Raw genomic sequence first — 20,503 nt, forward strand, 5'->3', positions numbered from 1 at the left:
CCGCGATCACCATAACCTGACCGGCAAGCGGTACCCGCTGACGGACAACCAGCTCACTTCGAGAGGTGAATGACGATGGCGGGGGATAATTGGGACCGGGTACCGATCGATGCGCAAAGCATCGACGCCCCGCTATCGTCTTCGGCGATCTTCCTGGTGGTAACCGTCGCGAACGGGCAGGGGCCCCTCGCGACCGTGTGCTCGGCCCTTGGCGGGCTCGACGATCTCGTCAAGACGGTGGGCTTTCGCGATCTTTCCGGCCGGCTATCGTGCATCGCCGGGATCGGCAGCGATTTCTGGGATCGTCTTCAGCCTGGCAAGCGACCAAAGGAACTGAAGCCCTTCGAACCGATCGACGGGCCTGTTCACACAGCGCCGGGCACGCCGGGCGACATGCTCTTCCATATTCGCGCCGAACGTGCCGATATGTGCTTCGAGTTCGAACGCCTCTTGCTTGACGCTCTCGGCGATGCCGTCACCGTTATCGATGAAGTGTCGGGCTTTCGATATTTCGACGCGCGCGACTTGCTCGGCTTTGTCGATGGCACGGCCAATCCAACGGGGCTCGATCTGCCGGCGTCCGCGCTGATAGGGTCGGAAGATCCCGACTTCGCTGGCGGCAGCTACATCGTGGTGCAGAAATACCTGCACGATCTCGGTGCGTGGAGCGGGATTTCCACCGAACAGCAGGAGGAGATCATCGGTCGAAGGAAGTTCGACAATGTCGAGATCGATGACGACGACGCCCCTCGCAAGTCACACAAATCGCTGACGACCATTGTCGATGCAGCAGGCACCGAGCACGACATCCTGCGCGACAACATGCCGTTCGGCCAGCCGGGCCGAAAGGAGTTTGGGACCTACTTCATCGGTTATTCCCGCTTTCTCTGGGTCATCGAATTCATGTTGCGCCGCATGTATATCGGCGATCCTCCCGGCGCCTATGATCGGTTGCTGGACTTCTCGACGCCGCAGACCGGCACGACATTTTTCGCGCCCTCGCGCCCCGCGCTCGAAAAGCTCGCCCAGGCGACGCCGGCAATAACACCGCTGGCTTGATCGTTCTCGAATGATCGGCGGGGAGTAGATAGCGCCATCGAGCCTGCACCAAGGGTCAGGTTCGCCTGTCATTTCGCGAGGTGCCAGCATCCATCCGGACGATAGCGACAAGACGCGTTTCCAGGCGATCTACCACTCGTCTCAACGCTGTGCGGGAAGCACGGACAAGATCATTCCCGCAGGGCGAGCAACGAGGATAGCACGATGACCATTTTCAGATATTCCGCTCCCCTGCTGCTGCTGGCGCTCACCGCGAGCGCCGCTCCGGCGAAGCCGACCCCACCCGCAGCGATCGTCACCGAGTTGATGACCAAAGCACTTGCCGACTATCCCGGCAAAGAAGCGCTGGTGCTTACGGTCGTCTATCCGCCGGGTGCCGTCGATCCCGTGCATCGTCACAATGCGCACGCTTTCGTCTACGTGCTCGAGGGCTCGATCGTGATGGGCGTGCGTGGGGGCAAGACCGTCACGCTCACGCCGGGGCAAACCTTCTACGAAGGCCCCACCGACGTGCATACGATCGGCCGTAACGCCAGCCGGACCAAGCCCGCGAAGTTCCTCGTCGTCCTGCTGAAAGGCAGCAACAACCCTGTCGCGGTGCCGGCGACCTGAATTGAACACGAGACGGTTTGCCCAGCTTGGTCGGTTGAAGCGTTACCCGCTGGCAACCCTGCTTTGCCGGGCCTATCAACGAAGCGAGCATGCGCCATGCCCGATAACATCAGATACTATCTGCAGCGCGTCAGAACGGAGATCAGGCAAGCGAAGCAGGCGGTCAATCGAGAAGTGACCATTGCTCATTTCAATTTCGCTGATGCCTATCTGGAACGAATTCATCAGCTCTTTCAGGAGATCGGCGACATCGATGCGAGCGAATAAGGGTCGAGATCAGCGTCCCGGCGCCTGATGACAGAGGCGACTGGCGGAGCTGTCAGTCTAACGCGAACCGGTCTCCCCACGATGGATTTTCGGTTTATGAGGGGCGGGGGTAGCTCGCTAGTAAACGCCAATCGGCCCAAGTGGCCGATTGGTATTCCTTGTCCTTCACGTTTGTCTGACAAGCCCACTGCGCTAATGTGGTGGCGGCACCAGATTGGATCGCAGACTGTGCCAGTGCTGTCTGCGCGCCGTGGCGGCGGCGAACCGGTATTGGTTCGCAAGATACTCGCTGGCGATGCGCAGGTGCTGGTTGTGACGGCATTCCGCCCCGGTCAGGAGCAGCGCCTCGAGCGGCGGAATAGAGAATGCCAGATCGAGCGGCGCCAGCCGGTGCGTTATGGCGTCATGGGAGCCGGTTTCGGTGAACATGCATGCCAGCCCTTCCCCAGCAGAAGCCATGGTCAATATCTCAAGATAGTCGTCAGTCTCGACATCGCATTTGAGACCGGCCAGCCCGGCGTGTCTGAGCGACGAGTCCACCATTTTCCGGAAAGGGTGGCTGGCCGAGAGCTTGAGGATCGGGAAAGCTAGCAGATCGGACTGGGTGAGGTTGGAGCGGGCGGCCAGGGGGTGTGAATATCCGACAAAGATCGAGAGCGGCTCCTCTATGATCACATGCTGCTCCACCCCCGTGGCGGGCTGCCCCATCGAGGCGGTGTCGCCGATCAGCAAGGCTATATCCAGCACGCCCTTGGCAACCATCTCGGTCATTTCGGCATGGTCCTGATCGGCGATCTCGGTAACGATATTACGCTCGGGAAAGCGCTTGCGTATGTCCGAGATCGGACCGGCGAGATGCCGTGCCAGGAACGGGATCAGCCCCAGCCGCCAGGTTTGCCGTTTCGCTTCGGGCGAAAGATCGGCCTCGAGCATCTCGACTGACGCCATGATTTCGCGAGCGCGCTCAGCGGCGATCTGTCCGGCCATATTCGGCACCGGCGAGCTTCCCGATCTGCGATCGAACAATTCCGTGCGCAAGCGTGTTTCGAGCGCCCTGATATGCTCGCTGACTGCCACCGCTGACATGCCCAGAAAGCCGGACGCACGTCGGAAACTGCCATGCTCAATGACGGAGAGGAAGATTTCCAGCTGCCTCAAGGTAATGCGCGAAGCCATGCGGATACTGCCCGATCCTCTCCCTCACCCTTTGCCAAGGGTGTAAGGGTAATACCTTACACCATATCCGATGAATCGCAATTCTGGGAAGGGTCCGGAAAATCTACATCCTCCTCAATTGTAGGCCGCGCATACAAAATTGACGATGCGGCCGATGGAGGAGAGGGTGAATGTCGTTTCACGGCGACACTATCGGCCTGTGCTTGGGTAAATGCGGCGCGGTAGCCCGCGATAGGCTGGCGGCGAGCGGGTCGACGGATCGCCGCTCATCGCCGCGGGCCTGACTGGTCCGTGCGGTATCACATGGAAAAGCGGATCAAGGCGCTCGAGACGTTGGCCACACGCCAGCAATCACGGATCGATCGTCTCGCGATCGAGGTCGAACGGCTCGAGGATCGGGTAGCGATCGAGCGGCTGCAATATGCCTATGGCTATCTCATCGACAATCGCATGTTCGACGAAATGGCCGACCTCTTCACCGACGACGAGCCGTGGATGGAGATCGGCCAGCGCGGCCGTTACCGCGGCAAGGAGCGCATCCGGACCTTCCTTCTCGACGTGCTGGGCGAGGGGCGCTGGGGCCTGCTCGAGGACGAAGTGATCAACCACGTCCAGATGCAGCCGGTCATCAGCATTGCCCCCGATGGCTGCTCGGCCCGCGTCCGGGCACGGGCGCAAGTGCAGGGCAATTCCCCGCCCACCACCGAATTCTTCCTCCTTGCCGACGGTATCTACGAGAACGAGTACGTCAAGGAGGGCCGGGTCTGGAAGATCAAGGGCATCAGCGTCGCCATGACCTATTACGCTCTGCTCCAGCGCGAGAAGATCTGGTTTCGATCGACGCCGCCGAGCGAGAGTTTTCCACCCGACCTGCCCAGCCGGCCGATCGATCCGGAACTCGGCCGCCAATTCTCCGCCTGGCATTTCACCCATCCCGTGACGGGCGTGCCATTGAGGGTACCGGCCAGCGGCGCCGTGGAGGCCGGACGGTGACCGGCTCCTGCATCCAGATGTCGAGGGCCTTCGCGCGATGAACGAGCTGGTGCCTGATATCATCGTGGTCGGCGGCGGATCGGCCGGTAGTGCGCTTGCCGCCCGCCTTGCCGAGAGGGGCGTGAGCACCCTGCTGCTCGAAGGCGGCAAATCCGATGTCGACATCCGTTGCATGGTGCCGGCGCTCACCGTCGCGGTAGTCAACAACCCCGCTTACGACCGTGGTGTCGTGGCCGAACCGGACGATTCCGTCGGCGGACGACAGGACTTCTGGTCCGCGGCCCGGCGCCTCGGCGGCGGCAGCGCGATCAACGGCATGATCTATGTGCGGGGCCATCGCCGCGACTATGACGGTTGGGCTGAACGGGGGGCGACGGGTTGGTCGTTCGACGACGTGCTCCCCTATTTCCGGCGGATGGAAACCAATAGCCGGGGCGGCGACGCTTGGCGTGGCGATGCGGGGCCGATCGGCGTTTCCGATAACCGCATTTCCTATCCGATCATCGACCAGTTCGTGGCGGCGGCCCAGGCCCATGGCATTCCGCGCAATCCCGATCACAACGGCGCCAATCCGGGAGAGGGAACGGATTATTCGCAGGCCACGCAGGCCGGCGGGCTGCGATGCAGCACCGCGCGCGGCTACCTGCGGGGGGCGCTGGAGCGATCCGCTCTCCAGGTCATGACCGAAACGGAAGTCTTGCGCGTGCTGATCGAGAACGGCCGCGCGACCGGCGTCGTGGTGCGACGGGGTGGTGAGGAACTGGTGCTCAAGGCGCGTCGTGGCGTCGTGCTCTCGGCCGGAACACTCAACACGCCGCGCCTGCTGATGCTCTCGGGCATCGGTCCGGCCGTCGAATTGCAGCGCCATGGCATCGCCTGCATTGCCGACCGCCCGGAAGTGGGAAGCAATTTGCAGGATCATGTCGGCACGCACCTGATCGTTGGCACGCGCGCGCGCAGTATCAACAGCGACATCAATGGCCTCGCCGCGCTTGGTCAGGGGCTCGATTTCCTGTTCCGCCGCAGCGGCGTGCTCACCTCGTCGATGTGCCACGCCCAGGCGTTCGTACGGACCTCACCCGACGAAGCGATACCCGATGTGCAAGTCTCGATGACCGCCTTCGCGTTCGAATTCGGTCCGAACGGACGAGCCGTTCTGCTCAAGCGCCCGTCCATCACCATCACGGTCTGTCTCGCCCGTCCCGAAGGGCGCGGTAGTGTCAGCCTGCGCTCGGCGCGGCCGAAAGACCCGCCGGTGATCAGGCATCGCCTGCTGGGTAGCGACGGCGACGTGGAGCGCATCGCGCGCGGGGTCGAGATCGCGCGGGAAATCCTGTCGCAGCCGGCCATCGCCGGGTCGATCGAACTGGAATTACGGCCCGGGCGCGATGTCACCGGCGCGGCACTGCGCGACTATGTCCGGGCGGCCTCGGTGCCGCTCTACCACCCGGTGGGCACCTGCCGAATGGGGTCGGACCCGGCATCGGTCGTCGACCCCGACCTCAGGGTTCGCGGCGTGGAAGGGCTTTGGATAGCGGATGCGTCCGTGATGCCGCGGCTGCCGATCGGCAACACCAACGCCACCGCGATCATGATCGGAGAGAAGGCATCCGATCATATTATCAAACTAATTCAATAAGATAATTTATAAAAATCGATGGATTTGGGAGAGGGCGATGAACAGTTTGAAGGAAAAGCGGATCGGCATTCGCGCCGGCCTGTGCGTTGCAGCCGCTACGACCGCCATGGCGGTCACGTTCGTGCAACCGGCCATGGCCCAGTCGCAGCCGCCGGCTGATGATCAGTCGAAGGCAGCGCCGGCAGCAAACGACGCCGCGACGGACCAGACGAACGATATCGTCGTTACCGCGCAGTTCCGCAGCCAGCGGCTGCAGGATACGCCGCTCGCCATCACCGCGCTGTCGGGCGACGAACTCGCCGCGCGGGGGCAAACCTCCATCACCGATGTCGGCAGGACGGCGCCGAACGTCAATCTCTCTCCGGCGACAGGCCTCAACGGCAGTGCGGTCGCCGCCTTCATCCGCGGCATTGGCCAGTCGGACTCGAGCTTCGCGCTCGAACCGGGCGTCGGCGTCTATATCGACGACGTCTATTACGGCACCACCTATGGCGCGGTCATGGACCTGACCGATCTCGACCGGGTCGAGATACTGCGCGGTCCGCAAGGGACGCTGGCCGGCAAGAACTCGCTGGGCGGCGCGATCAAGCTGTTCTCGGCCAAGCCCGACGCCAACGGCGGCGGTTTCATCGAGGGCACCTATGGCCGGTTCGACCGAATCGACCTTCGCGCCAGTGCGGACATCCCGGTCAGCGATGGCGTCTATTTGCGGCTTTCGGGAGTCTCCAAGCACACCGACGGCTATATGACGCTGCTCGATTATGGTTGCGTCAATCCCAGCGGGGGCCTTCCGCCGACGGGGGGCAGCAACGACTGCAAGCTAGGGACCGAAGGCGGCGTCGACGTCAAGGCGCTGCGTGGCGCCCTGCGTATCGCGCCATCGGGCTCGCCGCTCGAGATCAATCTTGTCGGCGATTTCGCGCAGAACGATTCACAGCAGGTCGCGACGAAACTCGTCTACGCCAACAACCCGGGCATCCGGAGCTATGATGCGGCCAATCCCACCGGCGGTGTACCGTTCGACAGCCGCTTCATCACTTGCGCGCATTGCTACACGTCCTACGCCACCTATTCGAGCGGCGGGAATTACGATTCGGGCTTCCCGCCCGTTCCGCCGTTTACCTTTTTTCCCCAACTCCAACTCGCGCCAGGCGGGTTTTCGACGAGCCCGACCAGCCATGTGAAGAGTTGGGGTGTCGCGGGGACGATCGACTATCAACTCGGCGCCAATCTCAGCCTGAAGTCGATCACGGCCTATCGTTCGGCCAAGGGCACCACTGGACTCGACCTCGACGGCTCGCCGCTGGAAATCCTGCTCGAACAATTCGGTTACAGCCACCGGCAGTTCACGCAGGAACTACGCTTGTCGGGCAAGGTGGGAACCGTCGCCGATTTCACCATCGGCGGATATTATTACCATGCCACCGACCTGCTGACGGGCCGAGTCCAGATCCCCAACGTGGCCTTCGATTTCCTGAACGACGATCCCGTCAAGAACACCAGCAAGTCGGCGTTCGCGCACCTCGAACTCCACGCGACGGACAAGCTCGATATCATCGGGGGTATCCGGTACACCAAGGACAAGAAGAGCTACACTTTCGGGCGTCGCAACGCCGATGGCTCGGCGATTTCGCCGGCCAATTTTCCGGAAAACATCCTGTTGCTCGGGCTTGACGGTACGTCGTCGACCTATTCGGGCGACCGGGTCGATTACCGCATCGGCGTGAATTACCGGTGGAGCAAGGCGCTGATGACCTATGCCCAGGTATCGACCGGCTACAAAGGAGGCGGCATCAACCCGCGGCCTTATTTCGCCAGCCAGGTGCGGCCGTTCAATCCAGAAACGTTGACGACCTATGAAGTCGGTTTCAAGTCCGACCTCTTCGATCGCCTCCTGCGGCTCAATGGCGCGGCATTCTACAATAAATACAATAACATGCAGCTCGCCCTGCAAGTCTGTCCGGCGTTTGCGGATCCATTCCCCTGCGCGGCGATCGCCAATGCGGGCAATGCGCATGTCAAGGGCGTCGAACTGGAAGGCACGCTGAGGCCGATGGCGGGCCTGACGATCGAGGGCTCGATGGGCTATCTCGATTTCAACTACACGTCGGTCAACCCGAACACCGGCATCACGCCGGGCATGAAGGCGCCGTTCAACAGCAAGTGGCAGGCGTCGGGATCGATCGAATATGCCGTGGACCTGGGGAGCACCGGCACGCTGACGCCGCGGCTCGATTGGAGCTATCAGTCGAGCTTCTACTACAATGCGGTCAATACGCCGCTCGATCTGGTAGCGGGGCGCAGCCTGTTCAACGCGCGCCTGACCTATCAGGATGCCAAGAAGGACTGGTCGCTCAGTCTGGCGGTCACCAATCTCGCCAACAAATTCTATTACGCCGGTACCAGCTACAACGCGACCTATGGAGTGGCGACCGGAACGGTGGGCAGGCCCCGCGAATGGTCGATCACCGTGCGGCGGAACTTCTGATCGCCATGGCGAGCTCGAACACAGCATTGCCGCGCGTGGCGCACCCCGATCGCATCTTTGTCGATGGGAATTGGGTGCGGCCGACCTCTGGTTCCCGGCTGGCCGTCGTTTCCGCGCATAGCGAGGAGACGATCGCCGAAATCGCCGAAGCGGGGCCGGAGGATGTCGATCGCGCGGCGCAAGCCGCGCGTCGGGCCTTCGACGACGGACGCTGGAGCGAAAAGACGCCGGCAGAACGCGCCGGCTATGTGCGCAACGTCGCGGAAATACTCGAGCCACGGCTGCCCGAGCTTGCGCGCGCCTGGGTGGAGCAGATCGGCGCGCTCGCTTCGGTCGCGCCGATGGTCGTGGGCGGCGGCAAATTCTGGTTCGATTATTATGCGGGGCTGGCCGAGACCTTCGCCTGGGATCGCCAGGTACCGCGCTTCGACGGCCAGGGGCACGCGCATATCGTGCGCGAGCCGGCCGGGGTCGTCGCCGCGATCGCGCCGTGGAACAATCCCTTCGGGATCATGGCGGGCAAGGTCGCACCCGCGCTGGTCGCGGGCTGCACGATCGTGATGAAGCCGGCACCGGAAACCCCGATCGAGGCCTATATCCTGGCCGAGGCGATCGAGGAGGCCGGCATTCCCGACGGCGTCGTCAATCTCGTCTGCGCCGATCGTGCCGCCTCCGACGCTCTTGTCCGCCATCCCGCGATCGACAAGGTGAGCTTCACCGGCAGCGTGGCGGCGGGGCGCACGATCGGCATGGCCTGCGCCGAGCGATTCGCGCGCTGCACGCTGGAGCTGGGCGGCAAGTCCGCGGCCATCGTGCTGGAAGATGCGGACATCCCGCAGGCCGCTGCCATTCTGGCCAATGTCATCACCACGTCAGCGGGCCAGGTCTGCGCCACGCTGAGCCGGGTTGTCGTCGTCGACGCCGTCCACGATCGGCTTTGCGAAGCGGTGCGCGCGGAAATGGCGCAGGTGACCGTTGGTCATCCGGACGATCCCGCCACGCGGATGGGGCCGCTCGCGATGCGGCGCCAGCGCGACCGGGTGGACGACTATGTCGCCATCGCCCGGTCCGAGGGTGCCACGCTGGCCCTGGGCGGATCACCCAGCGCACACATGGACAAGGGTTGGTATTTCGACCCGACGTTGTTCATCGACGTGCGCCCCGAGATGCGTATCGCCCGCGAGGAAGTCTTCGGCCCGGTACTGACAATCCTGCGCGCGAGCGACGAGGCCGAGGCGGTCCGCATCGCCAATGATAGCGATTTCGGCCTCTATGGCGCGGTTTTCTGTGCCGATCCCGGCCGTGCCTATCGCATCGCGCGGCAGGTCCGCACCGGCACCATGGCGCATAACGGATTCCAGTTTGATCCGTCGCTGCCGTTTGGCGGCTTCAAGCATTCCGGCGTGGGCCGCGAGGGCGGAGAAGCCGGGCTGCTGTCCTTCACCGAAACCAAGTCGATCATTTTATGAACCGATCACGCGCCTCGAAATCCTCGGAGACCAACATGGAGAATATGTTCGAAAAAGGCATGCAGGTCCGCCGCGAGATGTTCGGCCCTCAGCTGGCCGAAGTCGCGTGGAACAACGCGACCGACTTTACCCGCCCGTTCCACGACCTGATGACGCGCTATTGCTTTGGTGAGACCTGGGGCAATCCCGACCTGAGCCGGCGCGACCGCAGCCTGGCGACGCTGTCGATGCTGATCGCCCAGGGCAAGGAGCTGGAGATCAAGATGCACGTCAAGGCGGGCGTCACCAATGGCCTCACCATGGAGGAAATCCGCGCCCTGGTGCTCCACGCCATGATCTATTGTGGCGTTCCCGCCAGCTTCACCGCGCTGCGCGCCGCCGAAGCGGCGTTCACCGAGATCGAGGAAGCCAAGGCATGAAGGTGACCTTCATCGGCCTGGGCATGATGGGCCAGCCGATGGCTCGGCGCCTCATCGACGGAGGCTTCGACCTGCGCGTTTCGGATGCCAATGCCGCGCTTGCCGCGGAATTCGGCGCGGCCTGGGGAGGTACGCCCCGCGAAGCGGCCGCCGGCGCGGACGTGGTCATCACCATGCTGCCCACTGGCCAGATCGTGCGCGATGTCCTGTTGGGACAGGGAGATGTGGCCTCGGTTCTGAAGCCGGGCACGATCGTGATCGACTGCAGCTCGTCCGAAGCGGGCGGCACGGTCCAATTGGGCGCGGATCTGAAGCAGCTTGGCATCGGACTGGTCGATGCGCCCGTCTCCGGCGGCGTGCCGCTGGCACGGGAAGGCAAGTTGACGCTGATGGTCGGCGGAACGGACCAGGCGCTGCTGGCCAGGCTCATGCCGATCCTCGAATGCCTGGGCGCGCGGGTGGTGCCGGTCGGCGAGCTGGGCGCGGGACATGCCGCCAAGGCGATCAACATGGCGATCGCTGCCTGCACGCTGGCCGCGACCTGCGAGGGCTTGTCGCTGGGCGAGCGCTTCGGGCTCGACCCCGCTACCCTGCTCGACGTCATCAACAGCTCGACCGGCCGCAGCGCGGTAGGTGAGACGGTCGTGCGCAACCATGTCCTGCCCAAGACCTATGCGCAGGGCTTCGCGCTCGCGCTGATGGCCAAGGACGTGGGTCTCGCCGACGGGATGCGTGACGGCATGGCGCTGAACCTGCCCATGTTGCAGGCCACCATGCGTCAGTGGAGCGACGCGCTCGCAGCACTCGGCACCGCGGCCGACTTTTCCGAATATGACAAGTTCGTCCGGCATAACCTGGAGCGGGAAGCATGAACATTTCGCCCAGCTACCCCGATACCGTGCACTATCTGGGGCTCAACCGGCCCAGGCACATCGAGGCCAGCGCCCATGACATCTATGTCGAAGGCGAGATTCCGGGGGATATTGATGGCGCCTTCTTCCGCGCCGTCCACGATCCGGCCTACGTACCGATGCGGTCCGACGACGTCGTGCTGTCGCGCGACGGCATGATCAGCAAGATCGAATTCAAGCACGGCCGCGTGAACTGCGGCATCCGTTACGTACATACCGACCGCTTCCTGGCCGAACGGAAGGCCGGTCGATCATTGTTCGGGCGCTACCGCAATCCCTACACCAACGATCCGCTGGCCGAGGGGGTGAACGGGACCGTCGCCAACACGACGCCTTATTATCATGCCGGGCGGCTGTTCATGTCGAAGGAGGACGGGTTACCCTATCGGATCGACCCGGGCACGCTCGAGACGATCGGCAAGTGGAACTATGGCGGCAAGCTGCGCTCGGAAACGCTGACCGCGCATCCCAAGATCGATCCCGACACCGGCGAGCTTTTCCTGTTCGGCTATGAAGCGAACGGCCTCGCCAGTCCGACCGTCTCCTATTGCGTGGTCTCTGCGGAGGGGGAACTGGTCTCCGAACAATGGTTCGACGCGCCATATTGCGCGCTGATGCATGATTTCGCGATCACCAGCGACCATGCGATCTTCACTGTCTACCCCACCAAGGCTGATCTCGCCCGGCTGAAAGAAGGCGGTCCGCACTGGATCCATGACCAGAACGATCATTGCTGGATCGGAGTGATGCCGCGCTACGGCAAGGTGGAGGAACTGGTCTGGTTTAGGGGACCCGTCGGCGTTCACAGCTATCACGTGATGAACGCGTTCACCGAAGGCACCAAGGTGCATCTCGACCAGTGTATGGCGGTCACCAACCTGATCCCGTTCATCACCCAGGATTCGGGGCTGGACATCCCGGTCGATGGCGGTCTGACCCGCTGGACGATGGACCTTGCCGATCCCGAGGCCGGTATTGCCGAATGGAAGATCGGACCCTTCGGCGAGATGCCGCTGATCGTCCCTGCCGATGCCGGTAAAGCCTATGATCGCGGCTGGTACCTCACCGTCGATCCGGCGAAGATCACGATGTTCCAAAACGGTCCGGGCGAACTGCTCTTCAATTGCCTGTTGCGGGTTTCGCTCGCCGACGGTTCGCTGGAAAGCTATTCGGAAGGGCCGGGCCTTGGCTTCAACGAGCCGGTCCACGTTCCCGCGCGCGACCCGGGTCATGGCGGCTGGCTGTTGCTGATGGTCGACCGGATCCTGGGCGAAGGCCAGGTCGCGCAGGAGGTCTGGATTCTCGAAGCCGACGCGATCGCCAAGGGGCCGGTCGCCAAGGTGTTGATGCCCTTCGCTACCTGCGAGCAGGTTCATGGCACCTGGGTGCCACGGGTCCGGCTCGATCATCATTGCGAAGACTGAAACGGCAATGAAGGGAGCAACGGCATGAAGATCGCGATCACCGGCGCATCGGGGCATTTCGGACGGATGGCGACCGATCGCCTGCTCGAAACCATCGCCCCGCACGACCTGATTCTGCTGTCGCGCACGCCGGCAAAGCTGGCGGATTACGCGGCGCGCGGCTGCATCGTGCGCAAGGGCGATTTCGACGATCCGGCGGGCCTGCCGGCAGCGCTGGCCGGGGCCGAGCGGATGCTGCTGATCAGCGGAACTCGCGTCGGCAAGCGGGTGCCGCAGCACGGCGCGGCGATCGATGCCGCGCGTAAGGCTGGCGCGCGGCACGTGATCTACACCTCGTTCCTCGGCGCGGGCGATCCCGACAATCCGTCCGAGGCGGTGACCGATCATCGCGGCACCGAAGCGTTGCTGCGGCAGTCCGGGCTGGACTGGACATCGCTTCGCGACGCGCAATATGCCGATGCCGTCACCGACGTGATCGCGCCAATGGTTGCCGCCTCGGGGGTGATGGTGTCGGTAGCGGGCGACGGCCGGATGCCGTTCGTCTGGCGCGAAGACTGTGTGGACGCAGCGGTCGCCGTGCTGCTGGGCGCGGGCGAGCCAAACCGGGCTTATGACATCACCGGCCCCGCACCTCTCCCATTCCGTGAAGTGGCGGCGCTGGCCGCAGAATTCATGGGGAAGCCGGTGCGCTTCGACGTCACCGACGAGACGGGCCTTTATGCGATCTTCGACGCGCTTGGGGTTCCCCGCGAGCCCGTCGACAATCTCGTCGTCGGAGACAATCCGTGGAATTCGAACGATATCGTCAGCCTGGAAGTGGCCATCCGTGATGGCTTTTTCGACATCGAATCCGACGACTTCGAACGGCTGACCGGTCGCAAGCCGCGCAGCCTTCGAGCATTGTTCGAAGACAGGGCGCGGGCACGGCATGCCACCGCCGGCGCGTCGGCGGCCTGATCGTGCCGAAGCGGATCGGGCAGGATCGCGTGACGCGTGTTTATTCGATAGCTGAGGAGGCAAACCTTCGTCTTGTCCGCGCCGTCTATGACGATGTGCTCGAACCGCTCGACCCAGCCCGCGTCGATGCCTATTTCGCCGCGGACTATATCCAGCACAACCCGCTGGCCAGGACCGGAGCGCAGGGGCTCAAGGACTTCCTGACCTGGGCGCGGGACGCCTCGCCCGACGCGCACCATGAAGTGAAACGCCTGTTCGCCGATGGCGACCATGTAGTCGCCCACGTCCATGTCGTGATCGAGCCGGGCACGCCCGGCAACGCGGTGATCGACATCTTCCGGATCGCGGATGGACGGATCGCCGAGCATTGGGACGCGATGCAACCGATTTCCGGGACGTCGGCCAATGACAATGGCATCTTCTGACATGGGCAGCTTCGCCGGCAAGGTGGTGGTCGTATTCGGCGGCAACAGCGGTATCGGCAGGGCCGCCGCGCTCGCTTTCGCGCGTGAGGGCGGCTGGGTGATCGTGACCGGCCGCAATCCGGAAACACTAGCCGGAGTGGCGCGCGACCTCGGCGATCGGGGCCGCGTCGTCCAGGCGGACATCGGCGATCTCGATGCCACGCGCGCGCTGATGGAATCGATCGCCGCGCGCGAAGGACGGATCGATGTGCTCCTCGTCAATGCCGGAAACGGGGCCTTTCGCCCGGTCGAGACGGTGGACGAGGCATTCTATGACGAGATCATGCTGACCAACCTCAAGGGCCCCTATTTCGCGGTCAAGCTTGCGTCCGATCTGTTGCGCGAGGGGGCCTCGGTCATCCTCACTTCGTCGATCGGGCACTGCAAGGGCCTGCCCGGCAACAGCGTCTATGCGGCGAGCAAGGCGGGGCTGCGCGCGCTGGTGCGCAATTTCGGCGTGGAATTCGTCAAGCGCGGCATCCGCGTCAATTGTTTCAGCCCGGGCCCGATCGACACGCCGCTGATTACGCGCGGCGACATGAACGAGGAGCAGATCGCCGGTTTCCGCCGGATGATCGAGGAGACCGTTCCCATGGGCCGGTTCGGCTCTCCCGAGGAAGCGGCGGACGCCGTTTTGTTCCTCGCTTCCGACCGGTCCAGTTTCATCACTGGCATCGACCTCCTGGTCGATGGTGGTACCGTCAGCTTCTGAAATCGGATTTGCACAATGCCCTATTTCGCCCAGACTTCGCTTCCCGACGCACCGCGTTTCGAGTTCCTGTTCGAGATCGCGCTGTCCTGGAAGAACATCCAGAACATCCAGAATATGCCCAGCGGCGCGGGGCGTGGCGCGACCTATCTCGATACCGGCACGATCAAAGGACCGCACCTCAACGGCCGGGTCGTACCGCAGAGCGGCGCCGATTGGGCGCTGTTCCGGCCCGACAAGGTGTTGGGGCTCGACGCGCGCTACATGCTCGAAGCCGATGACGGCACGCTCATCCTGATGCGGAACACGGGCTATCTCGCCGGCCGCGCGCCCGACGTGATCCCGCGCATCCAGGCCTGGATGTTCGAAAATGGCCCGCCAGTGCCGTTTGAGGATTATTATCTGCGCACGACGCCGACGTTCGAGGTCGAGACCGGCCCCTACGACTGGTTGATGAGCACGGTCGTCGTCGGCATCGGCACGCGCCAGCTGACCGGCAATACCATCCGTTATTTCGCGCTCCTTTGATGGATTTCTCTTATTCGGGCCAGGCGCAGGCCCTTCGTCGTCACCTCGAGATCCTGCCGCTGCGTGACCGGCTCGATAAGCTGGCGCCCGGCCTGCTTGACCTGTCGATATCCGGTGCGGTTCTGGAACAAGCCGCGCGCTTCGCCGACACCGAACTCGAGCCGTTGGGGACCATACTCGATCGCGAGGGTGTTCGCCTGAAAGAGGGGCGCGTGCGGACGGATGCGGCCCACAAGAAGGCGTGGCAGGCTTTCGCCGGGATGGGCTGGCTGGCGATGTCGGTTGCCGAGCCGATGGGCCAGGGGTTGCCTCTTCCGCTGGTGACCGCCTGCGAGGAATTGTTCAACCGCGCCTCGGCCGCCTTCTATATGCTGGCGACGCCCGCACGCTCCGGCGCGGCGCTGCTGCTCGAAACCGCGACCGAGCTATTGTGCGAGGAGTGGGTGCCTCGCTTGCTCAGCGGCGAATGGGCGGCGACGATTTGCATATCGGAGCCGGACGCCGGGTCGGACGTCGGCCGGATCCGGACCCGGGCGCGCCGGGAAGATGGGCGATGGCTCATCTCCGGCGAAAAATGCTGGATCTCTTTCGGCGATCACGATCTCGCGTCGCGCATCGGCCACCTCATGCTGGCGCGTAGCCTCGACAAGCCAGGCGCGCGGGGGCTCAGCTTGTTCCTGGTGCCTTCGACGCTGGAGGACGGTGCGCCCAACGGCATCGCGGTGCGGCGCGTCGAGGAGAAGCTGGGTCTGCATGGGTCGCCGACCTGCGCGCTGGGGTTCGAGGATTCCGAAGGTTATCTGCTCGGCGAGGAAGGCCGCGGCCTGCAGCACCTGTTCCGCATGATGCTGCTCATGCGGCTTGCCTGCGGGCCCCAGGGTTCGGGCGTGGCGAGCGCCGCGCTCAGCGCGGCCTGGAGCTATGCGCAGGACCGCCGTCAGGGCGGAGCGCCGGACCAGCGCGCGGTGCCGATCGCCGCCCATGCCGACGTCCAGCGCCAGTTGCTCGCGATGGCGGCCAAGGTGGAGCTGGCGCGCGGTCTCAACCTGATCGCGGCCATGGTGATGGAGCTGGCGGGGCAGTCGACGGATGCCACTGAACGCGAGGAATGGATGATGCTGGCGCAGTTCCTGCTGCCGCTGGTCAAGGATGGGAGCGCCTGGGCGGCGTTCGAGGTGTCGAGCGATGCCGTGCAGGTGCTCGGCGGGGCCGGCTACACCTGCGAATGGCCGGTGGAGCGCTATCTGCGCGATGCTCGGGTCTTCCCCATCTTCGAGGGAACGACCGGCATTCAGGCGCTCGATCTGGTCCATCGCCGACTGTGGCGCGATCGTGGGGTGGGGCTCGCCGCCTTCGTCGCGCTGGCGCGTCAGGATAGCGAGGATCTGCCCCAGCTGGCCGTCGCGCTAGACCGGCTGGAGCAGACGGTGCGGGCGTTCATCGAATGGGAAGCGACGCCCAGGCGCGCGGAAGCCGGCGCGACCGCCTTGCTGGACCTCTGCAAACTCGCCGCTCAGGGCTGGGTAGCCGCACGCATCGTCCGCCTGGGCGGAGACGACGAAACCGGCCGGCACATGGCGGCGGCCGCGCGCTTCTTCCTCGCGGAGCTCGACTTGCGAAGCGACTATCTCGCCCGACTGGCGATGCTGGGCGAGGCGCGGCTGGCACCCTTGGAAATGCCCGGCGGGGAATGACTTGGAACGTGCCTGACGACGCCGACGGAGAGTAACGTGAACCTCGAGCAATATCTTGCCTATCTCGACCTGTTCAACGCGAGGGACGATGACGGCGTCCTGTCCCATTTCCACGATGACGCGGAAATCGCCTTTGCCGGCCTGGCGCTGCGGGGGCACCGGGCGATTCGGGATTTCTATTCGTTCTTCCACGCGCATGTGGACGAAACGATCTCGCTGAGCCGTTTCCTCAGCGACGACGGCACGGTTGCGCTGGAGGCGACGGTTCGGCTGGAAGCAAGGCATGATCTGACCGCGGAAATGCTCGCCGCAAAGGGACTCGAGCGGCTTGTCGCGCTGGAACGGGGTGACGTCGTCGAGATGCGGCAATTCATCCATTACCAAGTGGTGGACGGCCGGTTCTCCCGTGCCGATTGCGCGGTGCTCGAACCAGTCGGCAGGATCATTACCGGCCTGGCCGAATAACCGAGCGGGAGCGGGCAGTCCAATGCGGAGCCGTCTCTTCGCGGTGGCGCAAATGGCGCGGAACCGCCAGTTTCGGGAAAATGACGGTTTACCGCTAACGCTGTCAGAGGAAATGGCGGTGCTGTCAGACCAACGCTAACCGCTCTCTGGACGATGGAGTTCAGCTTTTGAGAACGGCTGCCTGACTTGCGAGCCTCCGCCGGTGCGCCGCACGGCGAGCAGTCCTCGGTGCTTCGGGACCAAGCAGAAATCGCACGTACATGACATCAGGGGCACCTCGGACGAGGATTGAGACTAAGGGGATGGCGCTCTTGATCTATGCTCATACGCGCCCGCTATCGCCTGCCCCCATCAACCTGACAGTGCTCCGGGTAACGAATCCGGCCAAACGGCTTCGAGCAGGGCGGTCGCTTCTTCCATTTTCTGCTCCGCAGTGAGCGCCTTGGCGAGATCGATCGCAATCTTGAGTTCCCAGGCGCGGGCGCCCTGCGCACGGCTCAGCGTGAGCGCCTCTTCGAGCAATACGATGCTGGCGTCGGGCGCTCCTTCGCTAAGTCGCACGACCTCGGCTTTGAGGCGAAGCAGTTCCGGCACCGCGAACCGCTCGCCATTCGCATCGCAATTGGCGAGGGTAGTGGCAACGAGGTCCCGCGCTTCGTCGAGCCGTGAGTCCAGAATGAGGCCTTTCACCAGAGCGATCGAGAATGGCGTGGTGAGCAATTCGTAGCGCGCCGCGCGGAGCCGGGAGAGGCTTTCCTCGACCGCGCCCAGCGCGTCCCCGGTGCGACCGCGCTGGATCTCCAGCTCGCCGCGAAGGCCCGCCGCGGCAATAATATAAGGACCGAGCGCATTGACCTCGGCGCATTGGGTGAATGTCGCGAGATCCTCCTCAGCTGCGGCAAAGTCCTCCATCCACAGAGAGATCGACAACGACCAGATCAGCGCGATGCAGTGGGTGACCGAATGATCGAGGCCGGCTGCCTCGCGCACGACATCCCGTGCGAGCCGTCCGGCCTGGTCGGCATGCCCGCAAAGCCATAAGGTTCGCGCGAGGGCGATACCGGAGCGATTCCGGTGATCGAAGCCATAATGGATGGTCCTGCTGCGTGCCGAGGCGGGGCTCTTGCTCAGCGAAAGTTCGAGGTCTCGCCGAGCCCGCTTCTGGTCGCCCGCGAGATGGTGTGAGATGCCCGAAAGCGAATAGGCCACGCCGATCGCCTCGGGCATGGCGATGATCTCGGCGACTTCCACTGCCTGCTCGGCATAGCGCAGCGCGGCCGTATATTCGCCGATCCGCTCATGGAAGATGTGCAGGCGGCCGAGCAGACGCAGCTGATTCCATTTGTCGTCGAGGGCGGTCGCGATCTCGAGCGCACGGCCGAGCGCGTCTCCCGCCGCCTCGCTATTGCCTCGGGTGAACATCAAGGTGATGCCGAGCGCCGCCTGGAGCTCGAGTTCCAGTCCGGTATCGCGCTGCGCCTCGTCGATCCCGGCAAGGGCGCGGGCGCACCAGGTGCGGCACTCGATCAAGTGCGAAAGATTGAGGAAGACAGGCGCGCTGGCGGCGGCCAGCCGCACGGCGATTCTGGGGTCGCCGCTGCTTCCAAAGCTCCAGTCGAGCGCGCTGCGGATGTTGCCGAGCTGCTGCCGCAAGGGCTTGGCGTCCTGCAGCATGCCTTCGTCTTCCTCCTCCGCCGCCTCGAGTTCGGCGAGGAAGAAGGCGGCGTGGCGGCGGGCGACCGCGCTTTGTCTCTCCGCCCCACGCTCCGACAGCTTGGCCCGGGCATAGGCGCGGGTCATCTCAAGCAGCCGATAGGTGTCGGTGCGTCGCGAACGATCGGGCGCGATCAGCGACTTGGAGGTTAGCGAGTCGAGCGCGGCGGCGATCTCGTCCGATCCGATACCGACATCCGCGATTACCTCCAGCGCAGCGTCGATCGAGAAAGGGCCGACGAACACCGAAAGACTTTCGAATACGGTGCGCTCGACGTCGGAGAGCAGATCATAGCTCCAGTCGAGCGCTGCCTGCAGCGTCTGTTGGCGAGGTTGCGCAGTCCGCCGGCCCGCCCAGCCAAGACTGAACCGCTCGCCCAATTGGCGTGCGGTGGCAGCCACGCCGTGCGTCGCGACGCGCACCGCGGCGAGCTCGATCGGCAGCGCCATCCCGCCGAGGCGCTGACACATCTCCGCGATCAACCGCGCAGCGTCCTCGTCGATGACGAGCGCGCTGTCGGCGGCGGTGGCGCGTTCGCAGAAGAGCTGGACCGCGGGAAAGGCCAGGAGCTGGTCGCGCGTCAGCCCCGACAATTCCTCAGGATAGCCGAGCGCATCGAGGCGCAGCACATGTTCGCCGCGTACCCGCAGCGGCTCGCGCGAGGTGGCCAGCACGCGTGCCTGGCGCGCTGCCTCGACGATCTGCTCGACGACGCTGGCGACCGGCTCGATGACGTGCTCGCAATTGTCGAGGATGAGCAGGAAGGCCCGATCGCGGATATGGCCGAGGATCACCGCGAGCGGGTCCTCGCTCTGCACCGCGATCCCCATGGCACCGGCGATCATCGAGGGGACCACTGCCGGGTTCTCGATCATGCTGAAGTCGACGAACGTGACCTTGTCGAATTTGCCGGCCAATTGGCGCCCGATCTCAATCGCGAGCGAGGTTTTGCCGACGCCCGCCGGGCCGATGATCGAGAACAGCGGCGTATCGGCGATGCGTTCCGTCAGAAAGGCAACGTCGCGCTCACGCCCGATCAGGTGGGGCAGGTAGGTAGGCAGATTGGTGCCGCCGGCGGGTCTCGATTCTCCGTCGGTCAGGCGCGGCGATGCCGTGTCGCCTTGCCGCTCGATCGGCGCGACGAAGGCGTAGCCGACGCCGACCTGGGTCGCGATGTAGCGGGCGCCGTCGACACCATCGCCGAGCAGCTTGCGCAGGCTCGCCATGTGCCAGCGCAGGCTGCCGTCTTCCACCACCACGTCCGACCAGACGCGCTTGAGCAATTCGCGCTTGGACAGGACGCGACCAGGCTGCTCGGTCAGCACGACGAGCAGATCGAACGAGCGTCCGCCGATCTCGACCGCCTTGCCGCGCTTCGTCAGCAGCCGCTCGCCCGGAGACAGGCGGAAGGGCCCGAAGCATATGCCTCCGCCAAGCTGCTGATCCAGGTTCGCCACGATCTGCCATTACCCTTGTCTGGTCGACCGATCCATGCCGCGAGCGACGGCGCGCCTC

The 20,503-nt window shown here is 64.2% G+C and carries 18 protein-coding genes; 16 read left to right on the forward strand and 2 right to left on the reverse strand.

Features of this window, described 5'->3' with window-relative positions; all coding sequences use genetic code 11:
• Positions 1-75: 75 nt before the first annotated feature.
• The 3 genes from AC1DRD_RS01300 (at position 76) to AC1DRD_RS01310 (ending at position 1,938) form a co-directional block, all read left to right on the forward strand.
• Positions 76-1,059, forward strand: coding sequence for a Dyp-type peroxidase (locus AC1DRD_RS01300; protein WP_478040600.1), 984 nt, complete (start codon positions 76-78; stop codon positions 1,057-1,059).
• A 204-nt stretch (positions 1,060-1,263) separates the two neighbouring features.
• Positions 1,264-1,671: a cupin domain-containing protein gene (locus tag AC1DRD_RS01305; RefSeq protein ID WP_478027585.1), complete on the forward strand. Its 408-nt coding sequence runs from the start codon at positions 1,264-1,266 to the stop codon at positions 1,669-1,671.
• 96 nt (positions 1,672-1,767) lie between these two features.
• On the forward strand, positions 1,768-1,938 hold the full coding sequence (locus AC1DRD_RS01310) for a hypothetical protein (protein WP_478039745.1): 171 nt from the start codon (positions 1,768-1,770) through the stop codon (positions 1,936-1,938).
• Positions 1,939-2,130: 192 nt separating this feature from the next.
• On the opposite strand, the gene AC1DRD_RS01315 is transcribed toward AC1DRD_RS01310, so the two are convergent.
• Positions 2,131-3,114, reverse strand: a complete 984-nt coding sequence (locus AC1DRD_RS01315; protein WP_478039747.1) for a LysR family transcriptional regulator — start codon at positions 3,112-3,114, stop codon at positions 2,131-2,133.
• A 303-nt stretch (positions 3,115-3,417) separates the two neighbouring features.
• Between AC1DRD_RS01315 and AC1DRD_RS01320 the strand changes: the two genes are divergently transcribed.
• Genes AC1DRD_RS01320 through AC1DRD_RS01380 form a run of 13 tightly spaced genes read left to right on the forward strand, consistent with a single transcriptional unit; the run spans position 3,418 to position 17,274 of the window.
• Positions 3,418-4,107 carry a nuclear transport factor 2 family protein gene (locus AC1DRD_RS01320; protein WP_478039749.1) on the forward strand — a complete coding sequence of 230 codons (690 nt, stop codon included), beginning with the start codon at positions 3,418-3,420 and terminating at the stop codon, positions 4,105-4,107.
• A 37-nt stretch (positions 4,108-4,144) separates the two neighbouring features.
• Positions 4,145-5,746 carry a GMC family oxidoreductase gene (locus AC1DRD_RS01325; protein WP_478039750.1) on the forward strand — a complete coding sequence of 534 codons (1,602 nt, stop codon included), beginning with the start codon at positions 4,145-4,147 and terminating at the stop codon, positions 5,744-5,746.
• 37 nt (positions 5,747-5,783) lie between these two features.
• Complete coding sequence (locus AC1DRD_RS01330) at positions 5,784-8,234, forward strand: TonB-dependent receptor (protein WP_478039752.1); 2,451 nt, start codon at positions 5,784-5,786, stop codon at positions 8,232-8,234.
• Positions 8,204-9,703: an aldehyde dehydrogenase gene (locus AC1DRD_RS01335; RefSeq protein ID WP_478039754.1), complete on the forward strand. Its 1,500-nt coding sequence runs from the start codon at positions 8,204-8,206 to the stop codon at positions 9,701-9,703. The genes AC1DRD_RS01330 and AC1DRD_RS01335 overlap by 31 nt, the downstream gene beginning before the upstream one ends.
• Positions 9,704-9,738: 35 nt before the next feature.
• Complete coding sequence (locus AC1DRD_RS01340; RefSeq protein ID WP_478039755.1) at positions 9,739-10,122, forward strand: carboxymuconolactone decarboxylase family protein; 384 nt, start codon at positions 9,739-9,741, stop codon at positions 10,120-10,122.
• Positions 10,119-10,994: an NAD(P)-dependent oxidoreductase gene (locus AC1DRD_RS01345; protein WP_478039757.1), complete on the forward strand. Its 876-nt coding sequence runs from the start codon at positions 10,119-10,121 to the stop codon at positions 10,992-10,994. The genes AC1DRD_RS01340 and AC1DRD_RS01345 overlap by 4 nt, the downstream gene beginning before the upstream one ends.
• Positions 10,991-12,457 carry a carotenoid oxygenase family protein gene (locus tag AC1DRD_RS01350; protein ID WP_478039758.1) on the forward strand — a complete coding sequence of 489 codons (1,467 nt, stop codon included), beginning with the start codon at positions 10,991-10,993 and terminating at the stop codon, positions 12,455-12,457. The genes AC1DRD_RS01345 and AC1DRD_RS01350 overlap by 4 nt, the downstream gene beginning before the upstream one ends.
• A 24-nt stretch (positions 12,458-12,481) precedes the next feature.
• Positions 12,482-13,414: an NAD(P)H-binding protein gene (locus AC1DRD_RS01355; protein WP_478039760.1), complete on the forward strand. Its 933-nt coding sequence runs from the start codon at positions 12,482-12,484 to the stop codon at positions 13,412-13,414.
• Between the two features lie 2 nt (positions 13,415-13,416).
• Complete coding sequence (locus AC1DRD_RS01360; protein WP_478039762.1) at positions 13,417-13,839, forward strand: nuclear transport factor 2 family protein; 423 nt, start codon at positions 13,417-13,419, stop codon at positions 13,837-13,839.
• A complete protein-coding gene (locus tag AC1DRD_RS01365) occupies positions 13,826-14,590 on the forward strand; it encodes an SDR family oxidoreductase (RefSeq protein WP_478039763.1) in 765 nt (254 codons plus the stop codon). The genes AC1DRD_RS01360 and AC1DRD_RS01365 overlap by 14 nt, the downstream gene beginning before the upstream one ends.
• A 15-nt stretch (positions 14,591-14,605) precedes the next feature.
• Positions 14,606-15,115 (forward strand): DUF3237 domain-containing protein, encoded by a 510-nt coding sequence (locus AC1DRD_RS01370; RefSeq protein WP_478039765.1) that lies wholly within the window; start codon positions 14,606-14,608, stop codon positions 15,113-15,115.
• The gene (locus tag AC1DRD_RS01375; protein WP_478039766.1) at positions 15,115-16,809 is read left to right on the forward strand and encodes an acyl-CoA dehydrogenase family protein; all 1,695 of its coding nucleotides are present in this window, start codon (positions 15,115-15,117) and stop codon (positions 16,807-16,809) included. Before AC1DRD_RS01370 ends, AC1DRD_RS01375 begins: the two co-directional genes overlap by 1 nt.
• A gap of 36 nt (positions 16,810-16,845) precedes the next feature.
• Positions 16,846-17,274, forward strand: a complete 429-nt coding sequence (locus AC1DRD_RS01380) for a nuclear transport factor 2 family protein (protein WP_478039767.1) — start codon at positions 16,846-16,848, stop codon at positions 17,272-17,274.
• Between the two features lie 351 nt (positions 17,275-17,625).
• Here AC1DRD_RS01380 and AC1DRD_RS01385 read toward each other — a convergent pair whose 3' ends face one another.
• Positions 17,626-20,445, reverse strand: a complete 2,820-nt coding sequence (locus tag AC1DRD_RS01385) for an ATP-binding protein (protein WP_478039769.1) — start codon at positions 20,443-20,445, stop codon at positions 17,626-17,628.
• Between the last annotated feature and the right edge of the window lie 58 nt (positions 20,446-20,503).

This window comes from Sphingomonas sp. P4_G2 (assembly GCF_056401155.1).

Coding starts and splice junctions, on each gene's coding strand:
- AC1DRD_RS01355 (WP_478039760.1), top strand. CDS start 12,482: ATGAAGATCGCGATCACCGGCGCATCGGGGCATTTCGGACGGATGGCG.
- AC1DRD_RS01375 (WP_478039766.1), top strand. CDS start 15,115: ATGGATTTCTCTTATTCGGGCCAGGCGCAGGCCCTTCGTCGTCACCTC.
- AC1DRD_RS01370 (WP_478039765.1), top strand. CDS start 14,606: ATGCCCTATTTCGCCCAGACTTCGCTTCCCGACGCACCGCGTTTCGAG.
- AC1DRD_RS01330 (WP_478039752.1), top strand. CDS start 5,784: ATGAACAGTTTGAAGGAAAAGCGGATCGGCATTCGCGCCGGCCTGTGC.
- AC1DRD_RS01345 (WP_478039757.1), top strand. CDS start 10,119: ATGAAGGTGACCTTCATCGGCCTGGGCATGATGGGCCAGCCGATGGCT.
- AC1DRD_RS01300 (WP_478040600.1), top strand. CDS start 76: ATGGCGGGGGATAATTGGGACCGGGTACCGATCGATGCGCAAAGCATC.
- AC1DRD_RS01310 (WP_478039745.1), top strand. CDS start 1,768: ATGCCCGATAACATCAGATACTATCTGCAGCGCGTCAGAACGGAGATC.
- AC1DRD_RS01340 (WP_478039755.1), top strand. CDS start 9,739: ATGGAGAATATGTTCGAAAAAGGCATGCAGGTCCGCCGCGAGATGTTC.
- AC1DRD_RS01315 (WP_478039747.1), bottom strand. CDS start 3,114: ATGGCTTCGCGCATTACCTTGAGGCAGCTGGAAATCTTCCTCTCCGTC.
- AC1DRD_RS01335 (WP_478039754.1), top strand. CDS start 8,204: ATGGTCGATCACCGTGCGGCGGAACTTCTGATCGCCATGGCGAGCTCG.
- AC1DRD_RS01325 (WP_478039750.1), top strand. CDS start 4,145: ATGAACGAGCTGGTGCCTGATATCATCGTGGTCGGCGGCGGATCGGCC.
- AC1DRD_RS01320 (WP_478039749.1), top strand. CDS start 3,418: ATGGAAAAGCGGATCAAGGCGCTCGAGACGTTGGCCACACGCCAGCAA.
- AC1DRD_RS01350 (WP_478039758.1), top strand. CDS start 10,991: ATGAACATTTCGCCCAGCTACCCCGATACCGTGCACTATCTGGGGCTC.
- AC1DRD_RS01365 (WP_478039763.1), top strand. CDS start 13,826: ATGGCATCTTCTGACATGGGCAGCTTCGCCGGCAAGGTGGTGGTCGTA.
- AC1DRD_RS01305 (WP_478027585.1), top strand. CDS start 1,264: ATGACCATTTTCAGATATTCCGCTCCCCTGCTGCTGCTGGCGCTCACC.